The organism is Bifidobacterium choerinum (genome assembly GCF_000741135.1).
Lineage (GTDB): Bacteria > Actinomycetota > Actinomycetes > Actinomycetales > Bifidobacteriaceae > Bifidobacterium > Bifidobacterium choerinum.
Genome location: NZ_JGYU01000012.1, coordinates 40,558 through 66,439, shown reverse-complemented (window position 1 = coordinate 66,439; position 25,882 = coordinate 40,558). Strand labels below are relative to the sequence as shown.

Here is a 25,882-nt window from a genome sequence, read left to right as displayed (position 1 = left end):
CATCCGGGCAGCGCGAGCGCGGCGGCGCAGCACAGGACGGCCATCGCGAGCCATCGGCGCCGGCCGACGAGGACGCCGAGCGCGGACAGCGAGACGACGACGAGGACGCCGACGATGAGGCGGCGGTGACGTCGCCGTGCTGGGCGACGGCGAGCAGCACGCAGACGGCGACGATGAGCGCATGCACGACCGTGTCCGCCATCCATGTCTCCTTTCCTCCGCCGCCGTCCGCCGGCGCCGCTGATGTGCGGCTTCCATTATCGAGTACAGCATGGCCCGCGTCACGCGCGTCGTGACAAAAGTCACCATCCGTTCACGAAATCCGGTATTCGCGGCACCGTGTCGCCGCCGCCTGCGCGCGCATCATGGTGTCCATGAACGATACGACCCATGCCGATTCCAGGACACGCACGGCACCACGACCCGCGCAGCGCGTCGCGCACCCCTCCCCCGCCATCGCCGTCGACGAGCTCGTCAAGCACTACGGCGACAAGCTCGCCCTCGACTACCTCAACATGGAGGTGCGCCGCGGCGGGATCTACGGCCTGCTCGGACCGAACGGCTCCGGCAAGACGACGGCGATCAACTGCATCCTCGGGCTGCTCACCTACGATTCGGGCGAGATCCGCATCTTCGGCGAGCCGATGGGGCCGACGAGCTACGACCTTAAGCGCCGCATCGGCGTCGTCCCGCAGGACATCGCCGTGTTCAACGAGCTGACGGTCGAGGAGAACGTCTCCTATTTCTGCTCGCTGTACGTCGCCGACCGCGCGCGCCGCAAAAGCCTCGTCGACGAGGCGATCGCGTTCGTCGGCCTCGACGACTACCGCCGCTTCCGTCCGCGCAAGCTGTCGGGCGGCCTGCTGCGGCGGCTGAACATCGCGTGCGGCGTCGTGCACAAGCCCGAGCTGATCTTCTTCGACGAGCCGACCGTCGCCGTCGACCCGCAGAGCCGCAACTCGATCCTCGAGGGCATCGAGAAGCTCAACGCCGAGGGGTCGACGATCGTGTATACGAGCCACTACATGGAGGAGGTCGAGCAGATCTGCGACCGCATCCAGATCATCGACCACGGCCGCCAGATCGCGCTCGGCACCGCCGACGAGCTCAAGCGCATGATCGACGTCGGCGAGCGCATCAGCATCGAGGCTCCGTCGCTCGCCGCCGACGAGGCGATGCGCGAACGCACGCTCGCGGCGCTGCGCGCGCTCGACGCCGTGCACGACGCGGCCTACGAGGACGACGTGCTCACCGTCTCGTGCGTGCAGGGCGCGCACAACCTGATCGACGTACTGCAGGAGCTGCGCCGCCTCGACGTGCCGGCCGGCCATGTCAGCTCGCGCACGCCGACGCTCAACGACGTGTTCCTCGCGCTCACCGGCACCGACCTGCGCGACTGAGACGACCGGGACGACCGCACCAACGAAAGGAGAGCGACGATGGGAGCCACGTTCCTGACGACGCTGCGCATCAACCTGCGCGAGAAGTCCTCATTGTTCTGGCTGTTCTGCTTCCCGATCCTGCTGTCGACGATGTTCCTCGGCATGTTCGGCAATCTGGAGGCCACCTACGAGATCACGACGATGCGCTTCGCCGTCGTGGCCGACGACGCTACTGCAACGCGGCCGGCGCGCGGAAGCTGCTCGACGCGATGCAGCGCGAGCCGGTCGAGCCGGCGGCCTGCACGGCCGACGGGAACGCGCCGGCGGCCGGAGCAGACGTCGACGACGTCGACACCGGCGGCGTCGACCTGCGCGACCTGCTCGAGCTGACGGCCGTCGACGACGCGGACGCGGCGCGCGACCTGATCAACGCCGACGACGACGTGCGCGGCTTCGTCAGCGTCGACGACGAAGGCCTGCCGCATATGACGATCAGCCATGCGACCGTCTCGAACGCGAACGACGCGATGGGCTCGCCCGGACTGCCGGTGTCGCTGAGCATCCTCAACGGCGCCTTCGGCATGTTCAACCGCCAGACGCTGACCGTCGAACAGATCATGCGCACCGACCCGGCCGCGCTCGCCGATGCCGGATTCCAGGAGGCCGCCGGACGGACGCCCGAGTTCACGCGCCAGGTGCGCCTGACGAACTTCAAGCCCGACGAAGACGCCCGCTACTACTACGCGCTGCTCGCGATGACGGCGCTGATGGCGATGACCTTCGCCGTGACGACGGTGTGCTCGACGCAGGCGAACCTGTCCGCGCTCGGCATGCGCCGCTCGCTCGCGCCGCTGACGCGGTTCCGTCAGCTGATGGGCGGCTTCCTCGCCAGCTGGCTGTGCACGTTCTGCTCGCTCGTCGTCGCGCTGCTCTACATCCACTTCGTGTGCCGCATCTCCTTCGGCGGACGGTGGGCGGCCACGCTGCTCGCGATCGTCGTCGCCTCGTTCACGGCGAACGCGCTCGGCACATTGCTCGGCTCGCTGCCGAAGCTGAGTGCCGGCACGAAGATCGGCCTGACGACGGCGTCCTCCTGCGCACTGTCGCTGCTCAGTGGCCTGTACGGCTCGGGCGCGATGGCGCTGAGCGACTGGATCCAGCGCCATGCGCCGGTCGTCGCGACGATCAACCCCACGCAGCAGGTGACGAACCTGTTCTACGACATCCTCTACTACGACTCCTACACCCCGTTCTTCCGCACCGTCGGCATCCTGCTGACGATGTCGGTCCTCGCCCTGGCCCTCGCGACCGTGTTCCTCAGGAGGCAGCGCTATGCACACCTTTAAAACCACGTTGAAGATCCTGCTCGCGCAGCGTCTGATGATCCTCATCTACGTCGTATGGCTGTGCCTGATGATGTTCGGCCTGAGCTGGTCGATCATCGCCGGCCTCGCGAAGTCGGACAATTCAACCACCTTCGACTCGGCGCGCCCCGAGGTCGCCGTCGTCAGCCGTGACGTGCACGGCGAGGCGTTCGGCGACGCGCTGCGCGGCTTCCTGGGCAAGGACTGCGACCTCGTCGACGTCGGCACGACGAGCGAGGAGCTGCAGACGGCCGCCGCGTCCAACTACGCCGACCTGATCGTCATCGTCCCCGACGGCTACACGCAGCGGCTCGCCGACGCGCTCGCCGACGGCGGCGAGGAGCCGCAGCTCGACGTCGTCGTTAGCTTCACCGGCGCCTACGGCTCGCTCGCCAGGCTGCAGGTGGACGACTTCCTGCGCCTGACACGTCTCAAGGCGCTCGCCCGTCAGAGCGCGACCGGCGCGGCGACGACGCCGGCGACGCTCGGCGACGCCGCGACGCAGGTCGTCGCCACGCTCGCCGACGACGCCGACGCCTACCCGGCGATCCACGTCGCCGACGACCCCAAGGCCGCGAGCGACCGGCAGGAGTCCGCGCGCGTCGCCTATGTGACGACCGTCAAGATGGGTGTCTACCCGCTGCTCGCCGCGATGCTCGTGTGCACGGCGCTGACGATGACCTCCTTCGCCGAGTCGAACGTGCGCCGCCGCCTGTACGCATCACCGCAGCGCACCGGCGCGATGGTCATCCAGGAGTTCGCCGGATGCGCGCTCTTCGGCGTCGTCGTCAGCCTGCTGTATTGGGCCGCATCGCTCGCATTGCCGGCGCTCGCCGGCCTGCCGATCGACGGCGTCCCGCTGCCGACCATCCTGTACTCCGGCGCCTCGCTCGTCAGCTACGCGCTCATCGCCGTGGCCGCCGGCTTCATGATCAGCATGCTGTCGGCCAACGCCGTCGCCGTCAACGCGATCGCGAACGTGTTCGGCCTGCTCATCATGTTCACGTCGGGCATGGCCTTCCCGGTCGACATGATGCCGAAGGTGATGATCGCGATCGGCAAGCTGCTGCCGGGCTGGTGGTTCTGCCAGTCGGTCGACGCGGTCAACGGCGTCGACGGCCGCGTCGACGCCGGCGCATGGCTGTCGTGCAACGGCCTCGTGCTGCTCTTCGGCGTCGCGTTCATCTGCCTCGGCCTCGCCTTCTCGAAGCTGCGCCGCAACCGCCCCGACCTGTCCACGCCGGGCGCCACGCAGCTCGCCGAAGCCTGACGGCCCGCCCCACCGGACATACGAAGGCCCCGCGGCGACCGGAACGGATGCAATCTGCACCTCTTCCAATCGCCGCGGGGCCTCTTCGCGACCATCGCAGACGCATCCCGCACCCGTTCCGTTCGCAACGACTGCTCCCCGCGATCGTCCCGCGCGATCCGCACCCGTTCCGTTCGCAACGACTGCTCCCCGCGATCGTCCCGCGCGATCCGCACCCGTTCCGTTCGCAACGCCGTCCGTCCGCGATCGTTCCGCGCGCGATCCGCGTCCGATCACATCGCGGCGCGGTACGCCTTCCAGATGTCGCTCAGCGCGCGGCCGTCCGATTCGCGCTTCCAGACGTTGAGGCTCGCGCTCGCACCGCCGACCGCGCGCGCCGCGGCCGTCGGCGTCGCGTATTCGGCGCCGTCCTCGCCGGCGAAGCCGTCCTCGGTGACGGTGATGATCCACGTCTCGTGCTTGCGCGGACGCACCCACACGAAGCGGTCGCCCGGCCTGAGCAGCCCGGCGCGCACGACCTCGGCGACCGTCACGCGCTTCGATGTGCGCTTCGAACGGTGCGTGCTGCCGCCGGCGCGCTCGCGGCGCCGCTCCTCCTGTTCGGCGACGACGATCTCCTCGTAGCTGATGTGCCACGCCTGCGCGATGAGGTCGATGATCTGCGTCTGCCGCAGCTCGAGGAACTGCGGCGTGAGCGTCTCGAGGTCGAGCAGCGCGCGCGTGAGCGGGAAGCGCTGCGAGCTGGGCGAACGCAGGATGATTGCGCGCCGCGTCGCGAAGTCGCCGACGTCGTCGAGCGAACGCAGCATCGTCTGCGTGAGCACGAAGTTGCCGATCCGCTCCGCCCAGTAGTCGCAGGTGCCCGCCGGCCACGACGCGAACGGCGACCTCGCCGACACGTGCTCGGGGATGATCGGCACGGCGTTGAGGCTGCGCGGGCGCGTGATGCGCGCACCGGCGAGCTGTTCGTTCGCGCGGATGAGCAGCAGCCGCTTCATGCCGGCGTCGATCGACAGCTCGCCGCGCAGATGCAGCATCGCGAGCCGCTGCTCGTCGCCGCTGACGTGGAAGCCGGCGACGCGCTGCAGCGGCGTGCCTTTTCTCAGGTCGCGCACGATCGTCGCCGAACGCGTGCGCCGTTCGAGCTCCGACTTGCCGTTGAGGCAGTCGATGCCGGTGACGCGGTCGAGCAATGTGAGAATCTGCACGAGCCGTTCGCCGTCGTGCAGCGAGACGTGCGGCCCGACCCTGCCGGAGCGTTCGAAGACGACGGTGTCGGGGTCGTCGAGATGCTTGAGCGAATGCACGAGCGCCCACAGCGCCACCGGTTTCCAGTCGTCGTACGGGTAGTCGGCGAGGCCGGCGAGCAGGTCGCGCACCTTGGCGGGCAGCAGGCTCTCGCCCGGCCTGTGCACGATCTCGTCGCAGATCGCGTACGGACGCAGCACGTCGTCGATGAACTCGATGCACTGCCCCTTGCCGATGTACTTCGCGAGCACATGGTCGCCGAAGTCGGCGAGCAGCGACTGGCACATCGGCGCGCGCGTGAAGATCAGGTCGAGGTCGGCGAAGAAGCGTTCGATGCGCGCGTTGTCGTCGCCCATCGGCTCCATGATGTCGTCCCAGTAGCGCGCGTAGACGTCGCGCGCGGCGCTCGAGATGCCGGAGACGACCTTCGCCTTGAACACGTCGGACGGCGTCAGCGGCATGCCGCGCATGTTCATGACGTCGAAGATGCGGTAGGCGCCGGAGATGTCGTCGGTCGTCACGATGACGAACATGACGTCGTTGACGAGGTAGGACGCGAAACGGCGGCGCTCGTCCTCCCTGAGCGGCGCGAGCATGTCGTACGCGCATTTCGCGTTCGTCTGGATGTTGCGCTGCGCCTGCGTCGCGATGTCGGTCTCGCGCAGGTCGAAGAGCGCCTCGAGGTCGCCGCGCTGCACGTATTCGCGGAAGAAGCCCTCGTCCTGTTCGCGAAGGCTCAGCCGCGGCTCGGCGGCGATGCCGCGCAGCTTGTCGCCGGTCTCGGTGAGCAGCCCAGCGAGGCTCGCGGCCAGCTGCGGGTCGTCCTCGAGCGTGAGCAGCACCGAGAAGACGATCGACAGCGACACGAGGCGCTGCTGGCCATCGATGACCTGATGCATGCCGCGTTCGTCGCGCACGAGGATCAGCGAGCCGAGGAAATACGGTCCATCGTCGACGGCGCACGCGTCGGCGACGTCCTCGATGAGCTGCCGCATCTGCACGTCATGCCAGCTGTAGGCGCGCTGGAACGCCGGGATCGCGAAGCGGTAGTCGGATGTGAACACCTTGGACAGCGGCTTTTCGCTCGCGCTAATCGACATATCGTTCCCCTTCGATGATCGCGACGCCGGACTTGCGCATCCGTTCGACCGCCTGCGCACCGAGTTCGGCGCTCACCGGCACAGTCAGGTCCTCGTAGACGCGCGTCTCGTAGCCGCGCGCGGCCGCGTCGAGCGCCGTGTCGCGCACGCAGTGCGACAGCGCGATGCCGACGAGGTCGACGCGGGTGATATCGTGCGCGCGCAGCAGCCCGTCAAGCGTACGTCCCGCTGCGAGCGCCGCGTCGACGTCGCCGCGCGTCGGGACATGGTCGTCGTTGTCCTCGACGCCTTCGAAGCCGGAGTAGGCGGCCGCGTACTGCCCTTTCCTGATGTGGTGCGGCACGTCGAGCGACCCGATCGCCGGATGCAGCCGCGCGTTCTCTGATCCGGCGACGCCGTGCCGCGGCCACGTGTCCACGTAGTCCGGCTCGGCCGACCAGTGGTCGCCGGGGTCGACGTGCCAGTCCTGCGTCGTCGCGATCAGCGCGTAATGGCCCCGTTCGCGTTCGACGAAGTCGTGGATGGCCCGGGCGACGGCGTCGCCGCCCACGACGGAGAGCTCGCCGCCCTCGGTGAACGTCGGCTGGACGTCGACGATGATCAATGCTGTCCTCTTCGTGCACACGTTCGCCATTCTAATGCACAAGCCCTCGCCCGCGCCGCGCCGCGCGCCGTATGCGGAAACCCTACTGCGCGTCCTTCCATGCGCGGTAGGCGTCGGCCTGCGCGCGCCACCGGCGGCGGTCCTCCTCGCCGATCGCACGCACGACGTGCGCCGGGTTGCCGACGACGACCGCATGCGACGGGATGTCCTTCGCGACGACGGACCCGGCGCCGACGACGACGTCGTCGCCGATCGTCACTCCCGGGCAGACGGTCACGCCGCCGCCGAACCAGACGTCGGAGCCAATCGTGATCGGCAGACCGCCTTCGAGCTGCTCGTTGCGCGTGGCGGCGTCGATCGGATGGTACGGCGTGCACAGCGCGACGCGCGGGCCGAAGAACACATTGTCGCCGATCGTGACCGGCGCGACGTCGAGGACGATGCAGTCGGTGTTCGCATAGAAGTTGCGGCCGATATGGATGTTGCAGCCGTAGTCGCAGCGGAACGGCGGCTCGATGTGCGAGCCTTCGCCGAATGCGCCGAGCAGCTCATGGAACAGCCGGTCGCGTTCGTCGAAGGCGTCCCAGGCGCTCGTGTTGATCAGCTGCTGCAGCCGGCGGCGCCGAGCGCCGAGCTGCTGCAGCCGGGGGTCGTCGGCGATGTACAGCTCACCGGAGAGCATGCGTTCGTATTCGCGGGTGTCAGGCGCCGCGTTCGTCGTTGCGTCGTTCGTCATAGCACATGATTCTAGCGGACGCCCTTGTGCTCGCAGGCGAGCGCACGGGCAAACCGGGCGACGATGTCTATAATGGCGCCAGTGCTTGCCAACGATGGCATCACCCGAGGAAAGACGACAAAAGGAGCAACCATGGCCGGTACCATCTTTACCATCCTGTTCACGATCATCATCGCCGCGCTGTGCATCTGGGCGCTGTACTACGTGATCCGCGCCGCCGTGCGCGCCGGCATCATCGACGCCTACGAGCAGATGGGCAAGGTGCGCACGCCCGTCACGAAGGACGACAGGCTGCAGGCCGAGCGCGAGGCGCTGCAGGAGGAGCGCGTGCGCGCGATCGTCGCCGACGAGCAGCGCAAGCAGGCGGTGAAGGAGGCCAGGAAGGCCGACAAGTAGGCCGAGGCGGCCGGGCGGTGCCGTTGGCACCGCAACGCGATGAGGGGCGTCCACGGAGATTCCGTGGACGCCCCTCATCGTCTGTATCGTCCGCCGCGGCAATCGTCCGCGGCGCACGGCGGGACGGCACTATTCGGCCATCAGGTTGCGCAGCACGTACTGCAGGATGCCGCCGTTGCGGTAGTAGTCGGCCTCGCCGGGCGTGTCGATGCGCACGACCGCCTCGAACTCGGTCTTCGTGCCGTCCTTGTGCGTCGCCTCGACATGCACGGTCTTCGGCGTCACGCCGTCGTTGAGCGCCGTGATGCCGTCGATCGAGTAGGTCTCGGTGCCGTCGAGGCCGAGCGACTCGGCCGATTCGCCTTCGGGGAACTGCAGCGGCAGCACGCCCATGCCGATGAGATTCGAACGGTGGATGCGCTCGAAGCTTTCGACGATGACGGCCTTGACGCCGAGCATCGCCGTGCCCTTCGCCGCCCAGTCGCGAGACGAGCCGGTGCCGTACTCCTTGCCGCCGATGACGACGAGCGGCGTGCCGTTGGCGATGTAGTCGCGCGACGCCTCGTAGATCGTCGTCGGCTTCATCGCGAGGAAGTCGTAGGTGTAGCCGCCGGGCCTGACCTCCTCGCCGACCGAGGCGAGCAGCATGTTGCGCAGACGGATGTTGCCGAAGGTGCCGCGCACCATGACCTCATGGTTGCCGCGGCGCGAACCGTAGGAGTTGAAGTTCTTCGGCTCGACGCCGTGCGCGATCAGGTACTCGCCCGCCGGGCTCGTCGCCTTGAACGCACCTGCCGGCGAGATGTGGTCGGTCGTGACCGAGTCGCCGAGGAACGCGAGGACGCGCGCGTCGCGGATGTCCTCGACCGGGGCCGGCTCGGCGCCCATGCCGTCGAAGAACGTCTGCTTGCGCACATACGTCGACTCCGGATCCCATGCGAACAGTTCGCCTTTGGGCACGTCAAGGCCCTTCCAGCGCGCGTCGCCTTCGAACACCGAAGCGTAGTCGTTGAGGAACATCTCACGGCTCACATTGCCGCTCACCACCTGCTCGACCTCGTCGTTCGTGGGCCAGATGTCCTTGAGGTACACCGGCTTGCCTTCCGGGTCGGTGCCCAGCGGCTCCGTCTCGAAGTCGAAGTCCATCGTGCCGGCGAGCGCATAGGCGATGACGAGCGGCGGCGAGGCGAGGTAGTTCATCTTGACGTCCGGGCTGATGCGGCCTTCGAAGTTGCGGTTGCCTGACAGCACGGCGGTCACCGTCAGGTCGTTCGCGTTGATCGCTTCGGAGATCTCCGGCAGCAGCGGCCCGGAGTTGCCGATGCACGTGGCGCAGCCGAAGCCGACGAGCTGGTAGCCGAGGCGGTCGAGGTCCTCCTGCAGGCCAGCCTGCTTCAAGTAGTCGGCCACGACTTGCGAGCCCGGGGCGAGCGAGGTCTTGACCCATGGCTTGGGCTTGAGGCCCTTCGCCACGGCGTTGCGCGCGATGAGGCCGGCCGCGATCATGACCGAGGGGTTCGAGGTGTTGGTGCACGAGGTGATCGAGGCGATTGCCACGTCGCCGTTCTGGATGTCGAAGTCGCCGCGGAAATCGGTCGAGACGTGCACGGGGTTGCCGTTCGTCTTCTCGGTCACATAGCCGGGCAGTGTCTCTTCGAACGTCGTCTTCGCATGGTTGAGCTCGATGCGGTCCTGCGGGCGCTTCGGGCCGGCGATCGACGGCACGACCGTCGACAGGTCGAGCTCGAGGTATTCGGAGTACTGCGGCTCCACATACTGCGGGTCGTTGACATCGTGCCACAGCTTGTTCGCCTTCGCATACGCCTCGACGAGCGCCACCTGCTCGTCGGAACGGCCGGTCAGGCGCAGGTAGTCGAGCGTGACGTTATCAATCGGGAAGATGCCGCACGTCGAGCCGAACTCCGGGCTCATGTTGCCGATCGTCGCGCGGTTGGCGAGCGGGACGGACGCGATGCCTTCGCCGTAGAACTCGACGAACTTGCCGACGACGCCGTGCTGGCGCAGCATGTCGGTGATGGTGAGCACCACGTCGGTCGCTGTGACGCCTTCGGGGATCGACCCCTTGAGCTTGAAGCCGACGACGCGCGGCACGAGCATCGAGATCGGCTGGCCGAGCATGGCGGCCTCGGCTTCGATGCCGCCGACGCCCCAGCCGAGCACACCGAGTCCGTTGACGGTCGTGGTGTGCGAGTCGGTGCCGACGCACGAATCGAGGTACGCGAGCGTCTTGCCGTCGGCGGCGGCCTTGCGCATGACGACCTGGGCGAGGTATTCGATGTTGACCTGGTGGATGATGCCGGTCCCCGGCGGCACCACGCGGAAGTTCTCGAAGGCCTGCTGGCCCCAGCGCAGGAACTGGTAGCGTTCGCCGTTGCGCTCGTATTCGATGTCCATGTTGATCTGCACGGCGTCATCCACACCGTAGGCGTCGATCTGCACGGAATGGTCGATGATCATGTCGGACTGCACCTGCGGGTTGATCACCTCGGGGTTGCCGCCGAGCTCCTTGACGGCGTCGCGCATCGTGGCCAGGTCGACGACGCACGGCACGCCGGTGAAGTCCTGCATGACGACGCGCGACGGCGTGAACTGGATCTCATGGCTTGGATCGGCTGCAGGGTCCCAATCGAGCAGCGCCTTCACGTGCTCGTCGGTGATGTTGGCGCCGTCCTCGTTGCGCACAAGGTTCTCGACGAGCACCTTGAGCGAATAAGGAAGGTGGTCAATGCCCTCAAGGTCGGCGATGCGGTAGTAGTCGTACGACTGCTCCCCGACGTTGAGGACGTCCAGCTGGTCGTCGCGCATGGACATGGGTTTCCTCCGAACGTGTTGTGGAACTGGTGATTGGCTCACACGATACCGTGTGCATGTTTCAGCGCTTCGATATGCGCTTGTATTGTGAGATGACCGAACGCATGGTCACGGGCAGGAACTTGGGGAACAGCCACACACTGAGCGCGAAGAGCAGCGTGGCGATCACGATCTGCACACCAAGCGCGAGCAGACCCTTGCCGCCCGGCAGCTGGAATGCGAAGAAATGCGCGACGAACGGGATGCACATGCCGATCACACCCGCCGCCGCGAACGCCGCGAGGAGCCAGCCGCGCCACGAGTTGAGTGGCGTCGCCACGCGCGCGAGCACGTAGAGGCCCATCACGAAGAGCACCGTGGCGCACATCGACCGCCACAGCAGCTGGTACTGCGCCGAGCCGTCGACGTTCCACCCCATGAGTTTCGGCACGAACCATGCGGACAGCAGCACCGAGAGCGCCGTCGCGATGCCGCACGGCACCGAGAACGCGAAGACGCGGCGCAGGAACCCGGGAATGTAGCGGCGCGTGTTCGGCGCGAGCGCGAGCAGGAACGCCGGGGCGCCGATCGTCAACGCGCCGATGTAGCTGATGTGCCGCGGCAGATACGGGAACGGGATCATGCTGAGCACGACACCGAACGAGATCAGCGCCGAATAGACGGTCTTCGTCAGGAACAGGCTAGCGACGCGCTCCATGTTCGCCATGACCTGGCGTCCGCGCGCCACGACGTCGGGCAGATGCGAGAATTTCGAGTCGACGAGCACGACTTCGGCCACCGCTTTCGTCGCCGGCGCCGCGTTGCCCATCGCGATGCCCAGATCGGCCTCCTTGATCGCGAGCGCATCATTGACGCCGTCGCCGGTCATCGCCACCACATGCTTCTGCGTGTGCAGCGCCTGTACAATCGCCTTCTTCTGTTCGGGCAGCACGCGACCGAGCACGTCGACGTTCTCGAGCACGCGCGCCAGCTCATCGACGTCCTGCGGCAGTTCGCGCGCATCCATGGCCACCGGCTTGCGGTCGCCGGTGAGCTTGACCTTACCGGCGATCGCACCGACCGTCACCGGGTTGTCGCCGGAGATGACGCGGCAGCGCACGCCCTGTTCACGGAACCACGCGAGCGTCGGCTCCGCGTCGTCACGGATATGCTCGGAGCACAGCACGATCGCCACGGGCTGCGCGCCCACCTCGAGCTTCGGGTCGGTCTCGAAATCGGCGGGGACTTCGCCGGCGGCGTGCGCGATGAGCAGCACGCGCATGCCGTTGTTCGCGTAGTCGTTGACTTGCTTGAGCACGTCCGGGTACTGGTTCGCGAATCCGGCGAGCAGCACTTCCGGCGCGCCCATGTACCACACGCCGCCCTGGCCTGCTTCGGGCTCGTCGTGGAACGCGACCGCGCTCCATTTGCGCGCGCTCGAGAACGGCACGCGTTCGAGTTGCGCGCTGCCGGTGAATCCCTGCTTGCCGAGCCCCGCGAGCACGGCACGGCCGGTGCCGTTCGGGCTTTCCTCGTTCGCCAGGTCGTAGAGAGCCTGCATCGCCTGCCGCTTGCTGGCACAGGCGGGCAGTGCGATAAAGTCGTCGTAGACGATGCCGCCGTCGGTGATCGTGCCGGTCTTGTCGAGATTGAGGCAGTCGACGCGCGCGAGCGTCTCCACCGAGTCGAGGTCCTGCACGAGCGTGTTCTTGCGCGCGAGCCTGATCGCCGCGAGCGCGAAGTTGAGCGAGGTGAGCAGCACGAGGCCTTCCGGCACCATGCCCACCACGCCGGCGACCGACGAGACGACCGCCTGCCGCCATGCGCCGCTCGCGATGGCCGCGGACCAGCCACCGACGGTCTTCATCTGTGTGAGGATGAGCAGGATGCACAGCGGCACCACGAGGAACGTCATGAACTTGAGGATCGTGTTGATGCCCTTGTTGAGGTCGGAGACGTTCTTCTTGTACACCTTCGCCTGCGCGGTGAGTGTGGCGGCGTAGCTGTGCGCGCCGACCGCGGTCACGTGCACGAGCGCCATGCCGGACACTGCGGTCGAGCCGGAGTAGACGGTGTCGCCCTCCTTCTTGCGCACGGTGCGCGATTCGCCGGTGATCATCGACTCGTCGAGTTCGAGCCCCCATGTCTGCACGATCGTGGCGTCCGCGGGCACCTGCTCTCCCGACCTCAGCCATATGAGGTCGCCGAGCACAATGTCGTTGTGCGAAACCTCCACGTCGTTGCCGTCGCGGCGCACGAGGTAATCAGAGGCGACGAGGATCGACAGTTTGTCGAGCGTGTACTTTGCGCGCAGCTCGGTGACGATGCCGATGCCCGTGTTGATGATGATGACGAACCCGAAGACGGCATCCTTCCATGACCCGGCGATCAACACCATGACCATCGCGGTGAGGATGATGCCGTTGAACAGCGTGAACACGTTCGCACGCACGATGTCGGCAAGTGAGCGCGACGTCGACGATGTGACGGCGTTCGTCTGTCCACGTTCGATGCGGTCCTCGACTTGCGCCGCCGTCAATCCCCGTTCGGACACATCCGGCATCTTCGGTTGCACGGCCGTTGCCGCATTCGTCGTTTCGCTCATGCGCGCCAGTCTACTCGACCGTGTGCACCCGCCGTTGTATGCTCCGCCAGCCAGTGGCTGCGCTCACTTCGTGAAGACGGCGACCGTCTCCACATGGCTTGAAACAAGCACCTGAATGTCTACATTTTCCGTCCTTACGCGGGAACTGCCCAAAGCCGAAAATCGGCGTTTTTACAGGTGCTCTCCGTTTGCGGAAACTTGTCCATGCGCTTTCTCTACCATATTTATACGGCAGGCAGGAGGGAGGCCACCGTCTCGACCTGCTCCATTGCAGCTGGCTACTTCATTATTACGGTCTCAACCCTGTCTGCCGCTAACTTGGTCGGTATCTTGGTCGGTCACCGATCAAGTCGTTTCTTCTTGAACCGGTTCCGTCATGACTCCAATGTCCGGTTTTCTATTTGAATGTCCGGTTTTGCTTTTCAATGTCCGGTTTTCTACCGTCGCAGATTCTCGACTGGCATTCTGCTACTGGCTCCGCGACACCTCCAATCTGCAATCGTTAAAAAGTATGGCCACCGATGAAAGATTTAATCGGCGCTGTCGGCGTATCCGAAATGGTCTCTGACCTTCTGATGCGTCGTCTTGTCATTAAGCATGTAGACTACAAGCGGGACTGTCGTCATTCCTTTCTCCCAGTAGCCGTCGTTAATATCCGTCACATATTTCTTCCATGCAACTTCGATAAATACTTCCTTGTTGGGATCAAGTTTCTCCTTGGATTCCTCGGATTTCCACGGCGCGTCTGCTACAGGAGTTGAAGCGCCGTCGACCATCACTTTGAAGTTCTTCATCGGCACAGCGGTTGATGTGCATTCGCCAATACCTACAAAGCCATATCCAGCGATATGGCAATAAACCGTATCTCCGACCTGAACGTTATAAATAGATTTCCCGCTGCCGCCAAAGTTCGCAGACAGGAATCCGTATTCCAGAGCGTCTGGCCAGCTCCTTTCTGCATAGCCGACTGTAAATTCACGGCCCTTCTCGTTCTTGAAGAAGTCCTTCTCATCGTCATCGGCCCATCCACCAACGATTTCCTTAATGGCGTCTGGATTCCAGATGTCACTTGCCATTCTCAGATAGATCTCAGCCCGGTCTGCGATGCTTTGCTTACTGAAGTCAGGAATCGCATGAAAGCCATGCTTGTCGGCCGGATTGCCAGCATCATGTCAATTCTGATGTACGTCTCATATATTCCGCTGATCATCAACAACTTGCACGGCCAATATGGCAATCCCATGCAGCCGCTGGTTGCCTCCATCGACAGCTCCTTTTGGTGCAGCTACGCCCTTTTGCAGAAATACAAGGACTGGCCGGTCTTTATTGCCAATGTCCCTGGCATTATCTTCGGCCTGATCACTTTTGTAACTGCCTTGCACTAAGCCGTCTTCATCTTTCTTTTTCGATAGTAAAAATCTCCTCCTAGTAATCTAGAGGGAGATTTTTCTTGTCTATTACAAGTCCAGCAGGCCATCTTCATCAAGGATTTTCACCTGCTTGCCTGTCCTTTTCAAATAGCCCATTTTTTCGAGGAGTTTGAATTTGCGGGAGAGGGTTTCGGGAGTAGTTCCCAAGTAGAAGGCGATATCTTTCATCTTCATGGACAGCTGGACCTGGTCGCTTCCAGCCACTTTAGCCAAGTCGAGCAGGTAGCTGGCCAGCCTTTCTTCGACCCGCTCCATGGCCAGGAACTGGGTCTGTCTTTCCGTGGCCAGCAGCTTCTGGGTGCTGAGTTCCAGCAGTTTGAGGGAGAGCTGGGGATTTCCTAGGAGGACCCGGTTGAAGTCGGCCTTGCCCAAGCTGCAGATTTCCGTATTCTCCATGGCCTCGCCGAAGAAGCTGTCGTTTTCCAGGCCAAAAAGCTGCTTTTCCCCTTCATAGTCACCCGGCTGGGCAACCCGGAGCAGCTGCTCGCGGCCACTGGCGGACAGCTGGTAAACCTTCATGCTTCCCCGGGCCACGATCTGCAGCTTTTCATCCCCTGGCTGAAAAATCGTCTCACCCTTTTGATAGCGCCGGTGGATGGCCAGGGAATTGATCTTAAGCTGGTCTTTTCCTGGCAGGTCCATGAATAAGGGAACAAGGCTGACACATATATGCTGCATTTTGCTCTCCTCTGCTGGTAAAAATTAGCCCTGGACCAAGTGGTCGAATTCTTCCAGGGTCTGATAGGCCTTAGTCATCGCCCCGCAGGCGTCGGCCGGAATGGCGTAATCCGCGGTCAAGGACCGCAGCCTGCTGAAGTCGGCAGTCAAGTCTTCCTGGCCGGCCTTCACTTTCTTTTGGATGTCTTCATAAACCTTGCGGACTTCAAAGACTTCCGGGTGGTGGGCGCCATGGGCCTTGGTAATTGCCTTCGTATATAAGTCTAACATTTCATCGTTCTTGGTAAAAAATTCCTTGATCATCATTTTCTCCTTTTTTCTTGATTAGTCGTTTTTCTTGTTTTTGCTTTTTCTCTTATTTAGCGCTGGCCTTCAAGACGTCATAGCCGATATTCTTCACAGCTTGAGTGATCGTGTCCAAATTGGTTTTTTCCGGGTCGAAGTTGGCCTTGGCCTTGCTTGCGTTGAAGAGGACCTTAACGCTGGTCTTTTCAACCCCGTCGACATTGGCGATGGCCCCCGCGATCTTCTGCATGCAGGTCGGGCAGGCTAATGTTTCAAGTTGTAAAATTGCTTTTTGCATGATTTCTTGTCCTTTCTTTTTTCTATTGGATACTTTCGATGCCCTTAGTATACAGGCCTGCTGCTTGCGAAAAATTGTTTTCTATCAACTTTCGCGATTTTTGTAATTTTGACCGGTAGGCCAGAAGGCGCATGGCGTTTAAGATTACAATCAGGATACTGCCTTCGTGGACAAACATCCCGATGGCCATGTTCATCCATGAGCTGGCTAACACGCTGACCAGCAGGACGGCTACGACAGCCAGAGCGATGGTGATGTTCTCAATCATGTTCCGCCGGGTGGCCTTAGCCAGGGCCAGGGCCCGCGGAATCCGGTCAAAGCTGCCGTTCATGAGGACCACGTTTGAAGTCTCAATTGCCACGTCAGCCCCACTGCCCATGGCAATCCCGATGTCTGCCCGGGCCAGTGACGGACTGTCGTTGATCCCGTCGCCGACAAAGGCCACGATTTCACCGGCCGCCTGCCGCTTTTTGACAAATTCGACCTTGTCTTCTGGCAAAAGCTGGCCATATGCCTCAGTGAGGCCCAGTTCTTCCGCTACCAGGTCAACCGTCTTCTGGTTGTCACCGGACAAGAGGAGCAGGTTCTTGACGCCCAGCTTCTTTAAAGCAGCCAGGTCTTCCTTGACCCCGGCCCGGATCTCATCCTTTAAGCCTAAAGCAAGTTCCAGCCGCCCGTTAACGACCACCAGAACCAGGGAATTACCAGCACTCGCCAGCTCTTCCATGTCCCTTTCCATTTGTTTTGTGACTGGGACATGGTACTGGTCAAGCAGGTAGCGGTTGCCGACCAGGACCTGCCGGCCAGCTACTTGAGCAACGATCCCGCCGCCCTGGAGGACCTGGGAAGCTTCAACTTCTTTAGCTTCCAGGTCTTCATAGTAGCCAGTGATGGCTTTCGCCAAAGGGTGGGCAGATTCTTTTTCCACGCTAACCAAAAGCTGTTCAGCCAGCTGGCCCTGGCCGTACTTTTTCACCTGGCTGACCCGGGGGTCGCCGTAAGTCAAGGTCCCGGTCTTGTCGAACATGATCGTGTCGACCTTGCTGAACTTGGTGATGACTTCACTGCCTTTAAAAAGGATCCCCTGCTTGGCCCCATTGCCGATTCCGGCCACGTTGGAGACCGGAACCCCGATAACCAAGGCACCCGGGCAGCCGAGAACCAGGATGGTTACAGCCAGTTCCAGGTCTTGGCTGATGAGGCCAACAATAATGGCCAGGAGCAGGACGACTGGGGTGTAGTACTTGGAGAAGCGGTCAATTAGACGCTCAGCTTGGGACTTGGAGTCCTGGGCTTCTTCCACCAGTTCGATGATCTTGCCAAAAGTCGTCTCATCCCCGACTTTTTCCGCCTCGATCCGGATGATCCCGTTTTCCAAAATAGTACCGGCATAGACCGGGTCGCCGGGCTTCTTGTCTAAAGGCATGGATTCACCGGTAATGCTGGCTTCGTTGGCCGTCCCGGAACCGGAGACGACTTCCCCGTCAACCGGGATCTTGCCGCCGGTCTTGACCAAAACGATGTCCCCTTCGTCCAGGTCGTCTAAGTCAACTTCTTCAAAGTCGCCGTCTGCCGTCTGCCGGAGGGCGGTTTCTGGCACCATCTCCACCAGTTCCTCGATGGCTGACCGGGTCTTGGCCAGGGTCTTTTGTTCAAGGTAAGCCCCAAACAAGAAGAGGAAGGCCACGATGGCGGATTCTTCGAATTCCTGGATGACGAAGGCACCTAAGATGGCCAGGGTCACCAGCAAGTCGATACTGATGACTTTGACTTTCAGGGCCTGCCAAGCGGATGCGGCGATCGGGAAGCCGGGGATGAGGGAGGCGGCCAGGAGCAGGCCGGACTCTGCTGCTTCACCTTTAAATAACCATTTTGCGGCAAAGGCCAGGACGATTAAGATGCCCGTAGCGGCCGTCAGCCGGTTGCGATTTTTCATTAACCATTTTTGCATTGATCTTTTGACCTCCTTGCTTTGATGCTTTTAACATACCGGGAAAGCAGAATTCCTCCATTGATTTCTATCAAGATTGAGATTTTGCAAAAATTTTTTCACGAAAAAAGCCATCCAGGGGAATTTAATCCTCTGAATGGCTTAGTTTTAGCCGACGCGGTTGATTTTACCAGCCGCGATTGGAAGAGTGACGTGTTGGCCGTAATGGTCGTTGATCTTGCCGCCAACGCTTTCTGGCAATTCCAGGTCAGCTGGCATGCCGTGGATGTAGACCACCCGCTTGTCCAGGGCCAGGTCCTGGTCATTGAAGACTTCCTTGAACTTGGCTTCCAGCTTGGCTAAGTCGACATCTTTTTCATAGCTGTAATAGCCGTTTGCGTCGGCAACTGGGTAGTTGTCGTGGGGGATGCACATTTCGTGCGGAGCCACGTCCAGGGGCACCATAGTCGTGCCGGAGACCGGTTCGGTTTCCAAGAGGTCGATAAAGCCATCCTGGTCGGTGTCCTGGGCAAGGGTTGGCACTTGGGCATCCTTGCCATCCGGGAAGCCATGGAAGTGTTCCGGGAGTCAGCTTGCTGCCATAGCCTTTCATCAGAAGATAGACATCAGTGACACGTGTCATTTCAATGAGAACAAATTCCTTGTAGTCCTTCGACTTTACAAGGCCCATCGCCGTCCGGGCGTTGTTGACTACCCAGGTATGGAACTTGTCGCCGAGAAGTTCGTAATCCTCATCTTTAGCACCGCGCTTGGTGTCTTGCATGGAATTGGCATATTTTGCGCGAAGCCAGATAGAGATGAATTCAACGTCCTGCGTATTCACCATGCCGCTCGTATCGTAAGAAGAGGCGTTCTTGATACGGTTGATGTTGTCCTGCCACTTCCGATTCACCTCAATGCGGTCAGCTTCTGCAACCTGCCGGATGATGCAAGCCTTCATTATCTCGGCGCTGTTCAGACTCAGGCCTCGGTCATTCATTGTCAGGAAAATCGTGTGTGCTTCGTCGTCAGACGGTGTGTCGACCTCCAGAAGGAGGACCTTCTCTATCAGCCAGTTAATAAAGTAAGGAAGCGCTTCTCCCTTCAACTCGTCAGGGAAGATGTCCTCTATGTCCTAATACCGGTCAAGCATATTCTGTGAGCTCTCATTCACTAGCACATAGGTTTCATCTTTTCGCAATAGAGCCTGCATGCAGGTTCCGCGGTCAGCCACATCGATATTGAAGCTCTTCTTACTGAAAGCCTTTGAATAGATCATGTCATCCATTTGAATAGATCATGTCATCCAGCGGGACAAGGAGATCCTCGTCCTTGACAGTTTCTTTTTGCAGGTTGTTCAGATAGATGATGAGAAGTGTTAGCGAGGTCAGACGCCGCTGGCCATCGATGATTTTCTTTACGGAACCGCCAGTACAGATGATGCATCCCATATAGTAAAAGCCATAGTTCATGACTTCTTCCGGCGTATCATGATTATCCGGATCATAAAATTCCTCAAATGTGCCCTGGAAGTCGGCGAGCATCTGCTCGATCTGCTTCTGCCCCACCGGTATTCCCGCTGGAAATAATCGACGATGTACTTGCGACCACTCAGAATTGTTTTGAGCGTGTCTGTTTTGTCAATTTTCTGCATTTATGCCTGCCCATTACCATGTTAAGTAGATTCCTCAGTTGGAATCTACTTAACATGGTAATGGGCGATGCCGTGCCGGGTCATGAGCTTCATGACGCGCCGGGCGCACACGCGTATGCCCCGGTCGCGCAGCATGCGCCATATACGCCGGTATCCGTATCGTTCCCGGCTTTGCTCGAACGCCCGCCGGACGGGATCGAGCAGCCACTCGTCCCGCTCGGGCCGGCCCAGACGCTTCCCGTTGTCGTAGAATGTGCTGCGCGACAGGCCGCACCTTCCCAGCAGGTCGCGTGGCTTCATGGCGAACCTGTCGGCCAGATGCAATACCAGACGGGTCCTCCCGGCGTTGGTCAGGTTGTCGGGGTCTGCACCCCGCCCTTTTCCCAACAGCTCCTTCGTGTAGCGGATGATCTCCAGCTCGATCTCCAGCTCGTCGCGCTCGGCGCGCATCCGCGTCAGCTGCGAACGTATCTCGTCGCGTTCCCGCCGCATGCCCTCAAGGGATCTGCCACCGTCATCGCGGTGCCGGTCCTCGCGGGACTTCGGCGTTCCGCCCTTGTCCGCGTCGTCGCCCATCGCACGCTCCTTGTCGTCGCCCGCAAGCATCTTGTGCTTCCAGTTTCGCACGACATCGGCACTGACCCCCAGCTCCTCGCCGATCTGCCGACTCGTCCTGGAGCCCGAGGCATATTCGACCACCGCCTTGCGACGCGTCCCCGCATCCACGGGAGCCCGACTGATCCGGCGTTGGCCCGGCTCCAGCTCGTCGACCCAGCGCGCCAACAGCGCCTTGCACGGATAGCCCAGCGCGCGGATCGTGCGCGCCGCGCACCTCCCGTGCCGCAGGTAATGATCGACCGCCGCGCGTTTCTGCCCGGGCGTGTAGCGTTCCCCGCGCCCGTCGCCAAGCGAGCCGCCGTCGTCGCGGCCGGCCTCGACCCATGCCCGATGCCAGCGCACCAGCATCTGCCGGGACGGACACCCCAGCTCGTTGATCACCGACGCCGCGCTGCGATCGTACTGCTCATACAACCTCACCGCACGAAGCCTCTGCTCCCTCGTGTACTTCACCATCAGTGGACTCCTTTCCCACCAAAGAGTCCAAAAAATCGGCACCACCTCAGTTCGATAAGTTCCCCCAGAGAGTTTTTTCTTAGTTGGACCATCCTTTTGCAAAAAGGTCAGGTGTGCAGGAATGGCTTAAAATAAGGCTTTTCTCACCCCTTAGCCTCTGACTCTTGACATCAATGCTACCGTCTCAACATGGTGCGTCATCGGGTAGATGTCGAACGCGGCGATCGAATGGAGCGCATATCCATGCTGGGTGAGCGTCGCCGTGTCACGCGCGAGCGACGCCGGGTCGCACGCGATGTACACGACGATCGGCGCGCCGGAGTTCGCGATCTTCGTGCACACCTTCGCCTTCGCGCCCGCGCGCGGCGGGTCGAGGACGACGATGTCGGGGTGCGCGCGCTGCGGATCGATGTCTTTCTCGAGCGTCTTGAGCACGTCGCCGCACAACGCCTGCACCGTGTGGATGCCCGCGCTCTTGAGGTTCCTGCGGGCGTTCGCGACGGCCGTCTTCGCGCCTTCGACGCTGACGAGCTTCGCATGGTCGTCGATCAGCGTCGCGAGCGGCAACGTGAACAAGCCGGAGCCCGAATACAGGTCCCAGATGACGAGGTTGCGCCCGTTGCGCGGCGCGCGGCCGTCCATCGCCTCGCGGATCTGGTCGACAACGTACTGCGGCAGCACCTGCGACGCCTCGCGGTGCATCTGCCAGAAGCCGGCGGCGTCGACCGTGTACGTGAACTCGCGGCCGTCGACGGTGATGCGTTCGGTGAGGTTGCGGCTGCCGTGGCGCACCTTGCCGTCGACGATGACGGCGTAGTTGTCGCCGATCGCGCGGCGCAGCGCCTCGGGCGTCGCGACGTCGGCGGCGTCGACGCGCGGTTCGGGCACGGCGACGCGCAGCTGCGCGTTCGCCGGCAGCGCACCGTCCCAGACGTCGTTCATCGCGGCCGCCTCGAGCACGGCGCGCGTCGCGAGCGGCATCGTATCGATCGGCACGCGCAGATGGCTGCCGCGCCGGTGCATCGACGGCCTGCCCTCGTCGTCGGTGATCATCTCGATGCGCGTGCGCCAGTTGAGGCCGCCCGCCTCCTCGTCGCCGGGCATCGCGTAGACGGGCACCTCGTCGAGTTCGACGTGTCCGAGGCGTGCCATGACGTCCTTGACCGCGGCTTCCTTCCAGCGTTCCTGTCCTTCGAGCGAGACGTGGATGAGGTCGGCGCCGCCGACGCCGCCGCCCATCGCAAGCGGTCCGGCGAGCGGCCATGCCGGCTCGACGCGGTCGGGGCTCGCCTCGAGCACCTCGACGACCTCGCCGGTCCAGAAACGGTCCTTGCGGTCGGCCGGCTCGTCGAGCGCGATCCTCACGCGTTCGCCGGGCAGTGCGAAGCGCACGAAGACGACGCGCCCGTCGATGTGCGCGACGCATCGTCCCTGATCCGCGTACCGTTCGATGTCCACCGTGGCTTCCATGCCCTCTCCTGTCCCGCGGCCGTGCGCACGGCGCGCGTTGCTTGCGTTCGTATCTGCGTTCGTGTGGTGATGCCGACGCGCTCAGTGCAGCGTCGTGACGACGATGTCGCGCTCGTGCGGCTCGTCCTCGATGACCCGGCGCGCCGCCTCGCCGACCGGCGTCGCATCCATCATGCGGTCGTTGACGATGAACGTCGCGGCGAACAGCGTCGCGTCGTCCGGCGCCTCGACCGGATTGAGCAGCACGACCGGGATGCCGGCGCTGCGCGCCGCCTGCAGCACCTCACGCCACTGCTTGGTCTGATGCGCCATGTCCGCTTCGCCGATGACGATCAGGCTCACGTTGCGTCCGACGGCGTCGCGCACCGCCTGGATGCGCGCGGCCGTCGCAGCATCTGTATCAGTCATGCTGTCCGCGTCCGTCACCGGCGTGAGGACGACCTTGTAGCCGTCGGCGTCCAACGCCTCCTCGACGAGGCCGTCCGCGCCGTTCGCGGAGCCGACGATCGCGACGGTCTGCGTCTCGCCCGGCGAATCGACATGCGCCGGGGCGTCGGTGCTCGACGATCCGGTGTCGCCGACGGCGGCGTTCTTCGGCGCGCATGAGGCGAGCGCGAAGACGGCGAGCGCACAGCACACGCCCACCGCCACCTTGAGGATGATGCCGTTGCCCATGTCAGGCCCCCGTCCCATGATCGTCCGTCCGGCCGCCCTGCGTATCGCCATCGTTCGCATGACCGTCATTCGTATCGCCGTCGCGCGCCTCGGCCTCCCGTTCACCCTCCTGCTCGGCGCGTGCGAGCTCGAGCTGCTTGTGCCGGTGCATCGGATCGGCCACGATCAGATAGGACACCCAGATCGCGAGCGCCCAGAACGGAATACCCATCAGCAGCCGCGCCGTGCCGAGCCAGCCGACGCGGTCGGTCAGATACAGCGGCACCTGCACGACCAGACGCAGCGCGAACACGCCTATCCACAGCCAGGTGATCATCGTATAGGCGCGCATCAGCGCACGGTCGGAGCGCCAGCTGTCGAGCCATGCGCGGAAACGCTCGGTCGGCAGCGAACGGATGAACTCGATCAGGAAGCCGAGGCCCGGCACCTTAACGAGCAGCGAGACGAGCAGCACGACGATGTACGCGGCGTTCGTGATGAAGCCGTACATGTAGTAGTTGCGCGCCTCGCCGCTCTTCCATGCCCATATCAGGCAGATCGCGACGGCGACGAGCCCCGAAAGCGCACCCATGACCGACTGCCGCTGGCACAAGCGCACGACGACCTGCGCCGCCGCGAGCGCCGCGGAGACGATGACGGTAAGTTTGAGGTCGCTCGTGACGATGAACATGACGACGAAGACGACGCCCGGCAGCATCGATTCGACGACGCCGCGCGGGCCGCCGATCGCCTGGATGACCGAGAAGTCGTCGCCGTCGGAGGATGCGAGCGCACCGAGCCCGGTGCGTTGGCGTGGCTGCGTCATCATCTCAGCGCAGTTCGGAGAACATCGGCCCGCGCGAGAGCGTCGTCTTCTGCTCCACCTCGTGGTCGGAGTTCATCGGGCCGGTCGGCTTGCCGTCGATCGTGGCGGGCGCGTCGTCCGTATCGTCCCCGTCGGCGGCCTCGGCCATCGCGCGGCGTTCGCCCGGCGTGAGCGGCTGCGCCATCGGGATCAGGTCGCGCGGCGCAAGCGGCTCCTCGCCGCGGTCGACGACGATGTACGAGAAGAAGCGGTCGAGCACCTTCGCCTCCGGGCTGTCCGGATCGTCGGCGGCGGGGCCGGAGAAGATGCCGCGCAGCATCCAGCGCGGGCCGTCGACGCCGATGATGCGCGTGATGTGCTTCTTGCCGTTCGGCAGCTGGATCGGCAGGCGCACTTCGGCGCCGAAGATGCCGGGCTCCACCTTGGCTGCCGGGTTCGCGGCGACGAGGTCGTCGCGCACGTCGTCCCACAGTCCCATCGTCTTGGGCGCCGCGAAGGCCTCGAGCTCGAGGCTCGAGCGTCCGATCGTCACCGTCGCGCCGAGCAATGTGTTGTCCGCCTTGCTCGCCTTGAGGCGCAGCTGGATGCCCTGCACGAACGGGATGTAGAAGGAGCCAAGCGACAGGTATTCGTCGTAGTCGGGGCCGTTGTCCTCGCTGATGTCCCACGGGCCGAACTGCTCGCCGCGGCCCTGATAGTCCATGACCGCCTCGGTCGGCACCGCGAGCGCCTCGTCGCCGTCCTCGGCGTCGGCGGCCTCCGGCAGGCCCTCGGACTCGTCGTCGCGCACGGCCTTCGCCTCGGCGGCGCGCTCCTCGTCGGCGACCTCGCGGTCATGGCCAGGCTGCTCGGCGGCGGTGACGTCGATATCGTCGGCGTCCTCCTTCGCGACGTCCTCGGTCTGGGAGGCGACGGCCTGCGCGAGACGTTCCTCGCGTTCCTTCGCCGCTTCCCTCTCCTTCTTCTTCCTGCCGAATCCGAACAGTCCCATCTGTGCCTCGTCTCCTGTCTGCTGTGCGCGTGCCTATGCCGTCGACGTCCTCGCCCAAGACGCGGCACGCCCATGATTTACCGCCACTAGCCTAGCACGGGCGTGGTGGAACGCGCCGGAGAGCGCCGTGTTCCGTCACGACCTTTCCATAAGCCGTCCGCGGCCGTACGCTCCGGCGCCGCTCACACGTCGTAGGTGATGCTCAGCGGCGCATGGTCGGACCAGCGCTTGTACCATTCCTCGGCGCGGTCGACGACGAATCCGCGGGCCGTCTGCGCGAGCTCCGGCGTCGCGAACTGGTAGTCGAGGCGCCAGCCGGCATCGTTGTCGAAGGCGCGCCCGCGCTGGCTCCACCACGTGTACGGCCCCTGGATGTCGCCGGCGAGGTCGCGCATGACGTCGACGTACTCCATCTCGTCGAGCCATTTGTCGATGTACGCGCGTTCGGCGGGCAGGAAGCCGTGCGTCGTCTCGTTCGCCTTCGCGTTCTTCAGGTCGATCGGCCGGTGCGCGATGTTGAAGTCGCCGCAGACGACCGCCTGCCTGCCGCCGCGCGCGGCCTCCTCGCGCAGCTGCTCCATGCGCGCCGTCATCGCGTCGAGGAAGCGGTACTTCTGCACTTCCTTGATGTCGTCGCCGTCGCCGCCAGCGTGCACGTACACGCATGCGACGGTCACCGTGTAGCCCTGCGCGGTGTGCACGTCCGTCTCGATCCAGCGTCCGGTGTCGACGTCCTCGTCGAGTCCGGGCAGCCCGATGCGCGGGTCGCCGATCGGCAGCACGCTGACGAGGCCGACGCCGGCGCGTCCCTTAATCCGGCACACGTCGTCGATCGCGTGGACGTCGCCGGGACTGCCCACCTTCCCCGCCTCGACGTAGTCGGCGCCGATCTCCTGGAAGATCTCGTCGAGGACGTCCTGCGGGGCGCGCGTCTCCTGCATGCACCACACGTCGGGCGTGTGCCGAAGGAGCCACTTCTCCATGCCTTTGCGTTTCGCGGCGCGGATGCCGTTGAGGTTCGAGGTCGTAATCGTCATCGTCATGGCTCACGAGCCTACCCGCGTGCCTGCCCGGAC

Annotated in this window: 26 protein-coding genes; 7 read left to right on the top strand and 19 right to left on the bottom strand. The window is 63.5% G+C overall.

The window, feature by feature from the left end; all coding sequences use genetic code 11:
• Positions 1 to 202 (bottom strand): hypothetical protein (locus tag BCHO_RS07975; RefSeq protein ID WP_034256330.1); only part of this gene is annotated, 202 nt, incomplete at its 3' end.
• A gap of 172 nt (positions 203 to 374) precedes the next feature.
• On the opposite strand from BCHO_RS07975, the gene BCHO_RS07970 reads away from it, so the two are divergent.
• Genes BCHO_RS07970 through BCHO_RS07960 form a run of 4 tightly spaced genes read left to right on the top strand, consistent with a single transcriptional unit; the run spans position 375 to position 4,016 of the window.
• Positions 375 to 1,400, top strand: coding sequence for an ABC transporter ATP-binding protein (locus BCHO_RS07970; protein ID WP_024540550.1), 1,026 nt, complete (start codon positions 375 to 377; stop codon positions 1,398 to 1,400).
• 39 nt (positions 1,401 to 1,439) lie between these two features.
• Positions 1,440 to 1,772, top strand: a complete 333-nt coding sequence (locus BCHO_RS09620) for an ABC transporter permease (protein ID WP_237743069.1) — start codon at positions 1,440 to 1,442, stop codon at positions 1,770 to 1,772.
• A 53-nt stretch (positions 1,773 to 1,825) separates the two neighbouring features.
• Positions 1,826 to 2,728 carry an ABC transporter permease gene (locus BCHO_RS07965; RefSeq protein ID WP_237743070.1) on the top strand — a complete coding sequence of 301 codons (903 nt, stop codon included), beginning with the start codon at positions 1,826 to 1,828 and terminating at the stop codon, positions 2,726 to 2,728.
• Positions 2,715 to 4,016 (top strand): ABC transporter permease, encoded by a 1,302-nt coding sequence (locus BCHO_RS07960; RefSeq protein ID WP_024540552.1) that lies wholly within the window; start codon positions 2,715 to 2,717, stop codon positions 4,014 to 4,016. The genes BCHO_RS07965 and BCHO_RS07960 overlap by 14 nt, the downstream gene beginning before the upstream one ends.
• Before the next feature lie 272 nt (positions 4,017 to 4,288).
• On the opposite strand, the gene BCHO_RS07955 is transcribed toward BCHO_RS07960, so the two are convergent.
• From BCHO_RS07955 to BCHO_RS07945, 3 genes are read right to left on the bottom strand one after another with little or no spacing between them, the layout of a single operon-like run.
• The gene (locus BCHO_RS07955) at positions 4,289 to 6,364 is read right to left on the bottom strand and encodes a GmrSD restriction endonuclease domain-containing protein (RefSeq protein ID WP_024540553.1); all 2,076 of its coding nucleotides are present in this window, start codon (positions 6,362 to 6,364) and stop codon (positions 4,289 to 4,291) included.
• Positions 6,354 to 6,998: an isochorismatase family protein gene (locus tag BCHO_RS07950; RefSeq protein ID WP_024540554.1), complete on the bottom strand. Its 645-nt coding sequence runs from the start codon at positions 6,996 to 6,998 to the stop codon at positions 6,354 to 6,356. The genes BCHO_RS07955 and BCHO_RS07950 overlap by 11 nt, the downstream gene beginning before the upstream one ends.
• 52 nt (positions 6,999 to 7,050) lie before the next feature.
• Positions 7,051 to 7,704: a sugar O-acetyltransferase gene (locus BCHO_RS07945; protein ID WP_024540555.1), complete on the bottom strand. Its 654-nt coding sequence runs from the start codon at positions 7,702 to 7,704 to the stop codon at positions 7,051 to 7,053.
• Between the two features lie 132 nt (positions 7,705 to 7,836).
• On the opposite strand from BCHO_RS07945, the gene BCHO_RS07940 reads away from it, so the two are divergent.
• Positions 7,837 to 8,100 (top strand): DUF6019 family protein, encoded by a 264-nt coding sequence (locus tag BCHO_RS07940; protein WP_024540556.1) that lies wholly within the window; start codon positions 7,837 to 7,839, stop codon positions 8,098 to 8,100.
• Positions 8,101 to 8,229: 129 nt separating this feature from the next.
• Here BCHO_RS07940 and acnA read toward each other — a convergent pair whose 3' ends face one another.
• From acnA to BCHO_RS07925, 3 genes are all read right to left on the bottom strand, one after another.
• Entirely contained in the window at positions 8,230 to 10,932 is a 2,703-nt protein-coding gene (gene acnA / locus BCHO_RS07935) for an aconitate hydratase AcnA (protein ID WP_024540557.1), read from the bottom strand.
• A gap of 61 nt (positions 10,933 to 10,993) precedes the next feature.
• Positions 10,994 to 13,516, bottom strand: a complete 2,523-nt coding sequence (locus BCHO_RS07930; RefSeq protein WP_024540558.1) for a cation-translocating P-type ATPase — start codon at positions 13,514 to 13,516, stop codon at positions 10,994 to 10,996.
• Positions 13,517 to 14,046: 530 nt separating this feature from the next.
• Positions 14,047 to 14,592, bottom strand: coding sequence for a hypothetical protein (locus BCHO_RS07925; RefSeq protein WP_024540559.1), 546 nt, complete (start codon positions 14,590 to 14,592; stop codon positions 14,047 to 14,049).
• Positions 14,593 to 14,649: 57 nt separating this feature from the next.
• On the opposite strand from BCHO_RS07925, the gene BCHO_RS07920 reads away from it, so the two are divergent.
• The gene (locus tag BCHO_RS07920; RefSeq protein ID WP_024540560.1) at positions 14,650 to 14,901 is read left to right on the top strand and encodes a membrane protein; all 252 of its coding nucleotides are present in this window, start codon (positions 14,650 to 14,652) and stop codon (positions 14,899 to 14,901) included.
• Between the two features lie 72 nt (positions 14,902 to 14,973).
• Here the strand turns inward: BCHO_RS07920 and BCHO_RS07915 are convergent, their stop codons facing one another.
• The 5 genes from BCHO_RS07915 to BCHO_RS07895 form a co-directional block, all read right to left on the bottom strand.
• Positions 14,974 to 15,588, bottom strand: coding sequence for a Crp/Fnr family transcriptional regulator (locus tag BCHO_RS07915; protein WP_202805369.1), 615 nt, complete (start codon positions 15,586 to 15,588; stop codon positions 14,974 to 14,976).
• A gap of 60 nt (positions 15,589 to 15,648) precedes the next feature.
• Positions 15,649 to 15,930: a hypothetical protein gene (locus BCHO_RS07910; protein ID WP_033491400.1), complete on the bottom strand. Its 282-nt coding sequence runs from the start codon at positions 15,928 to 15,930 to the stop codon at positions 15,649 to 15,651.
• A gap of 49 nt (positions 15,931 to 15,979) precedes the next feature.
• A complete protein-coding gene (locus tag BCHO_RS07905) occupies positions 15,980 to 16,207 on the bottom strand; it encodes a heavy-metal-associated domain-containing protein (RefSeq protein ID WP_024540562.1) in 228 nt (75 codons plus the stop codon).
• Positions 16,208 to 16,229: 22 nt separating this feature from the next.
• Positions 16,230 to 18,158 (bottom strand): heavy metal translocating P-type ATPase, encoded by a 1,929-nt coding sequence (locus tag BCHO_RS07900; RefSeq protein WP_024540563.1) that lies wholly within the window; start codon positions 18,156 to 18,158, stop codon positions 16,230 to 16,232.
• 147 nt (positions 18,159 to 18,305) lie between these two features.
• Positions 18,306 to 18,680 (bottom strand): hypothetical protein, encoded by a 375-nt coding sequence (locus BCHO_RS07895; RefSeq protein ID WP_198405412.1) that lies wholly within the window; start codon positions 18,678 to 18,680, stop codon positions 18,306 to 18,308.
• Between the two features lie 178 nt (positions 18,681 to 18,858).
• Between BCHO_RS07895 and BCHO_RS09440 the strand changes: the two genes are divergently transcribed.
• On the top strand, positions 18,859 to 19,299 hold the full coding sequence (locus BCHO_RS09440; protein ID WP_202805368.1) for a hypothetical protein: 441 nt from the start codon (positions 18,859 to 18,861) through the stop codon (positions 19,297 to 19,299).
• A 118-nt stretch (positions 19,300 to 19,417) separates the two neighbouring features.
• On the opposite strand, the gene BCHO_RS09435 is transcribed toward BCHO_RS09440, so the two are convergent.
• The 7 genes from BCHO_RS09435 to BCHO_RS07860 form a co-directional block, all read right to left on the bottom strand.
• Complete coding sequence (locus BCHO_RS09435) at positions 19,418 to 19,705, bottom strand: DUF262 domain-containing protein (protein ID WP_024540564.1); 288 nt, start codon at positions 19,703 to 19,705, stop codon at positions 19,418 to 19,420.
• Positions 19,706 to 19,836: 131 nt separating this feature from the next.
• Positions 19,837 to 20,865 (bottom strand): IS3 family transposase, encoded by a 1,029-nt coding sequence (locus BCHO_RS09305; protein ID WP_024540565.1) that lies wholly within the window; start codon positions 20,863 to 20,865, stop codon positions 19,837 to 19,839.
• Positions 20,866 to 21,015: 150 nt separating this feature from the next.
• Positions 21,016 to 22,335: a class I SAM-dependent RNA methyltransferase gene (locus tag BCHO_RS07880; RefSeq protein ID WP_024540566.1), complete on the bottom strand. Its 1,320-nt coding sequence runs from the start codon at positions 22,333 to 22,335 to the stop codon at positions 21,016 to 21,018.
• An 81-nt stretch (positions 22,336 to 22,416) separates the two neighbouring features.
• Entirely contained in the window at positions 22,417 to 23,028 is a 612-nt protein-coding gene (locus BCHO_RS07875; protein WP_237743068.1) for a type 1 periplasmic-binding domain-containing protein, read from the bottom strand.
• The gene (locus BCHO_RS07870) at positions 23,012 to 23,815 is read right to left on the bottom strand and encodes a DUF3159 domain-containing protein (RefSeq protein WP_024540568.1); all 804 of its coding nucleotides are present in this window, start codon (positions 23,813 to 23,815) and stop codon (positions 23,012 to 23,014) included. The genes BCHO_RS07875 and BCHO_RS07870 overlap by 17 nt, the downstream gene beginning before the upstream one ends.
• A gap of 4 nt (positions 23,816 to 23,819) precedes the next feature.
• Complete coding sequence (locus tag BCHO_RS07865) at positions 23,820 to 24,806, bottom strand: DUF3710 domain-containing protein (protein ID WP_024540569.1); 987 nt, start codon at positions 24,804 to 24,806, stop codon at positions 23,820 to 23,822.
• A gap of 182 nt (positions 24,807 to 24,988) precedes the next feature.
• Positions 24,989 to 25,849 carry an exodeoxyribonuclease III gene (locus BCHO_RS07860; RefSeq protein ID WP_024540570.1) on the bottom strand — a complete coding sequence of 287 codons (861 nt, stop codon included), beginning with the start codon at positions 25,847 to 25,849 and terminating at the stop codon, positions 24,989 to 24,991.
• Between the last annotated feature and the right edge of the window lie 33 nt (positions 25,850 to 25,882).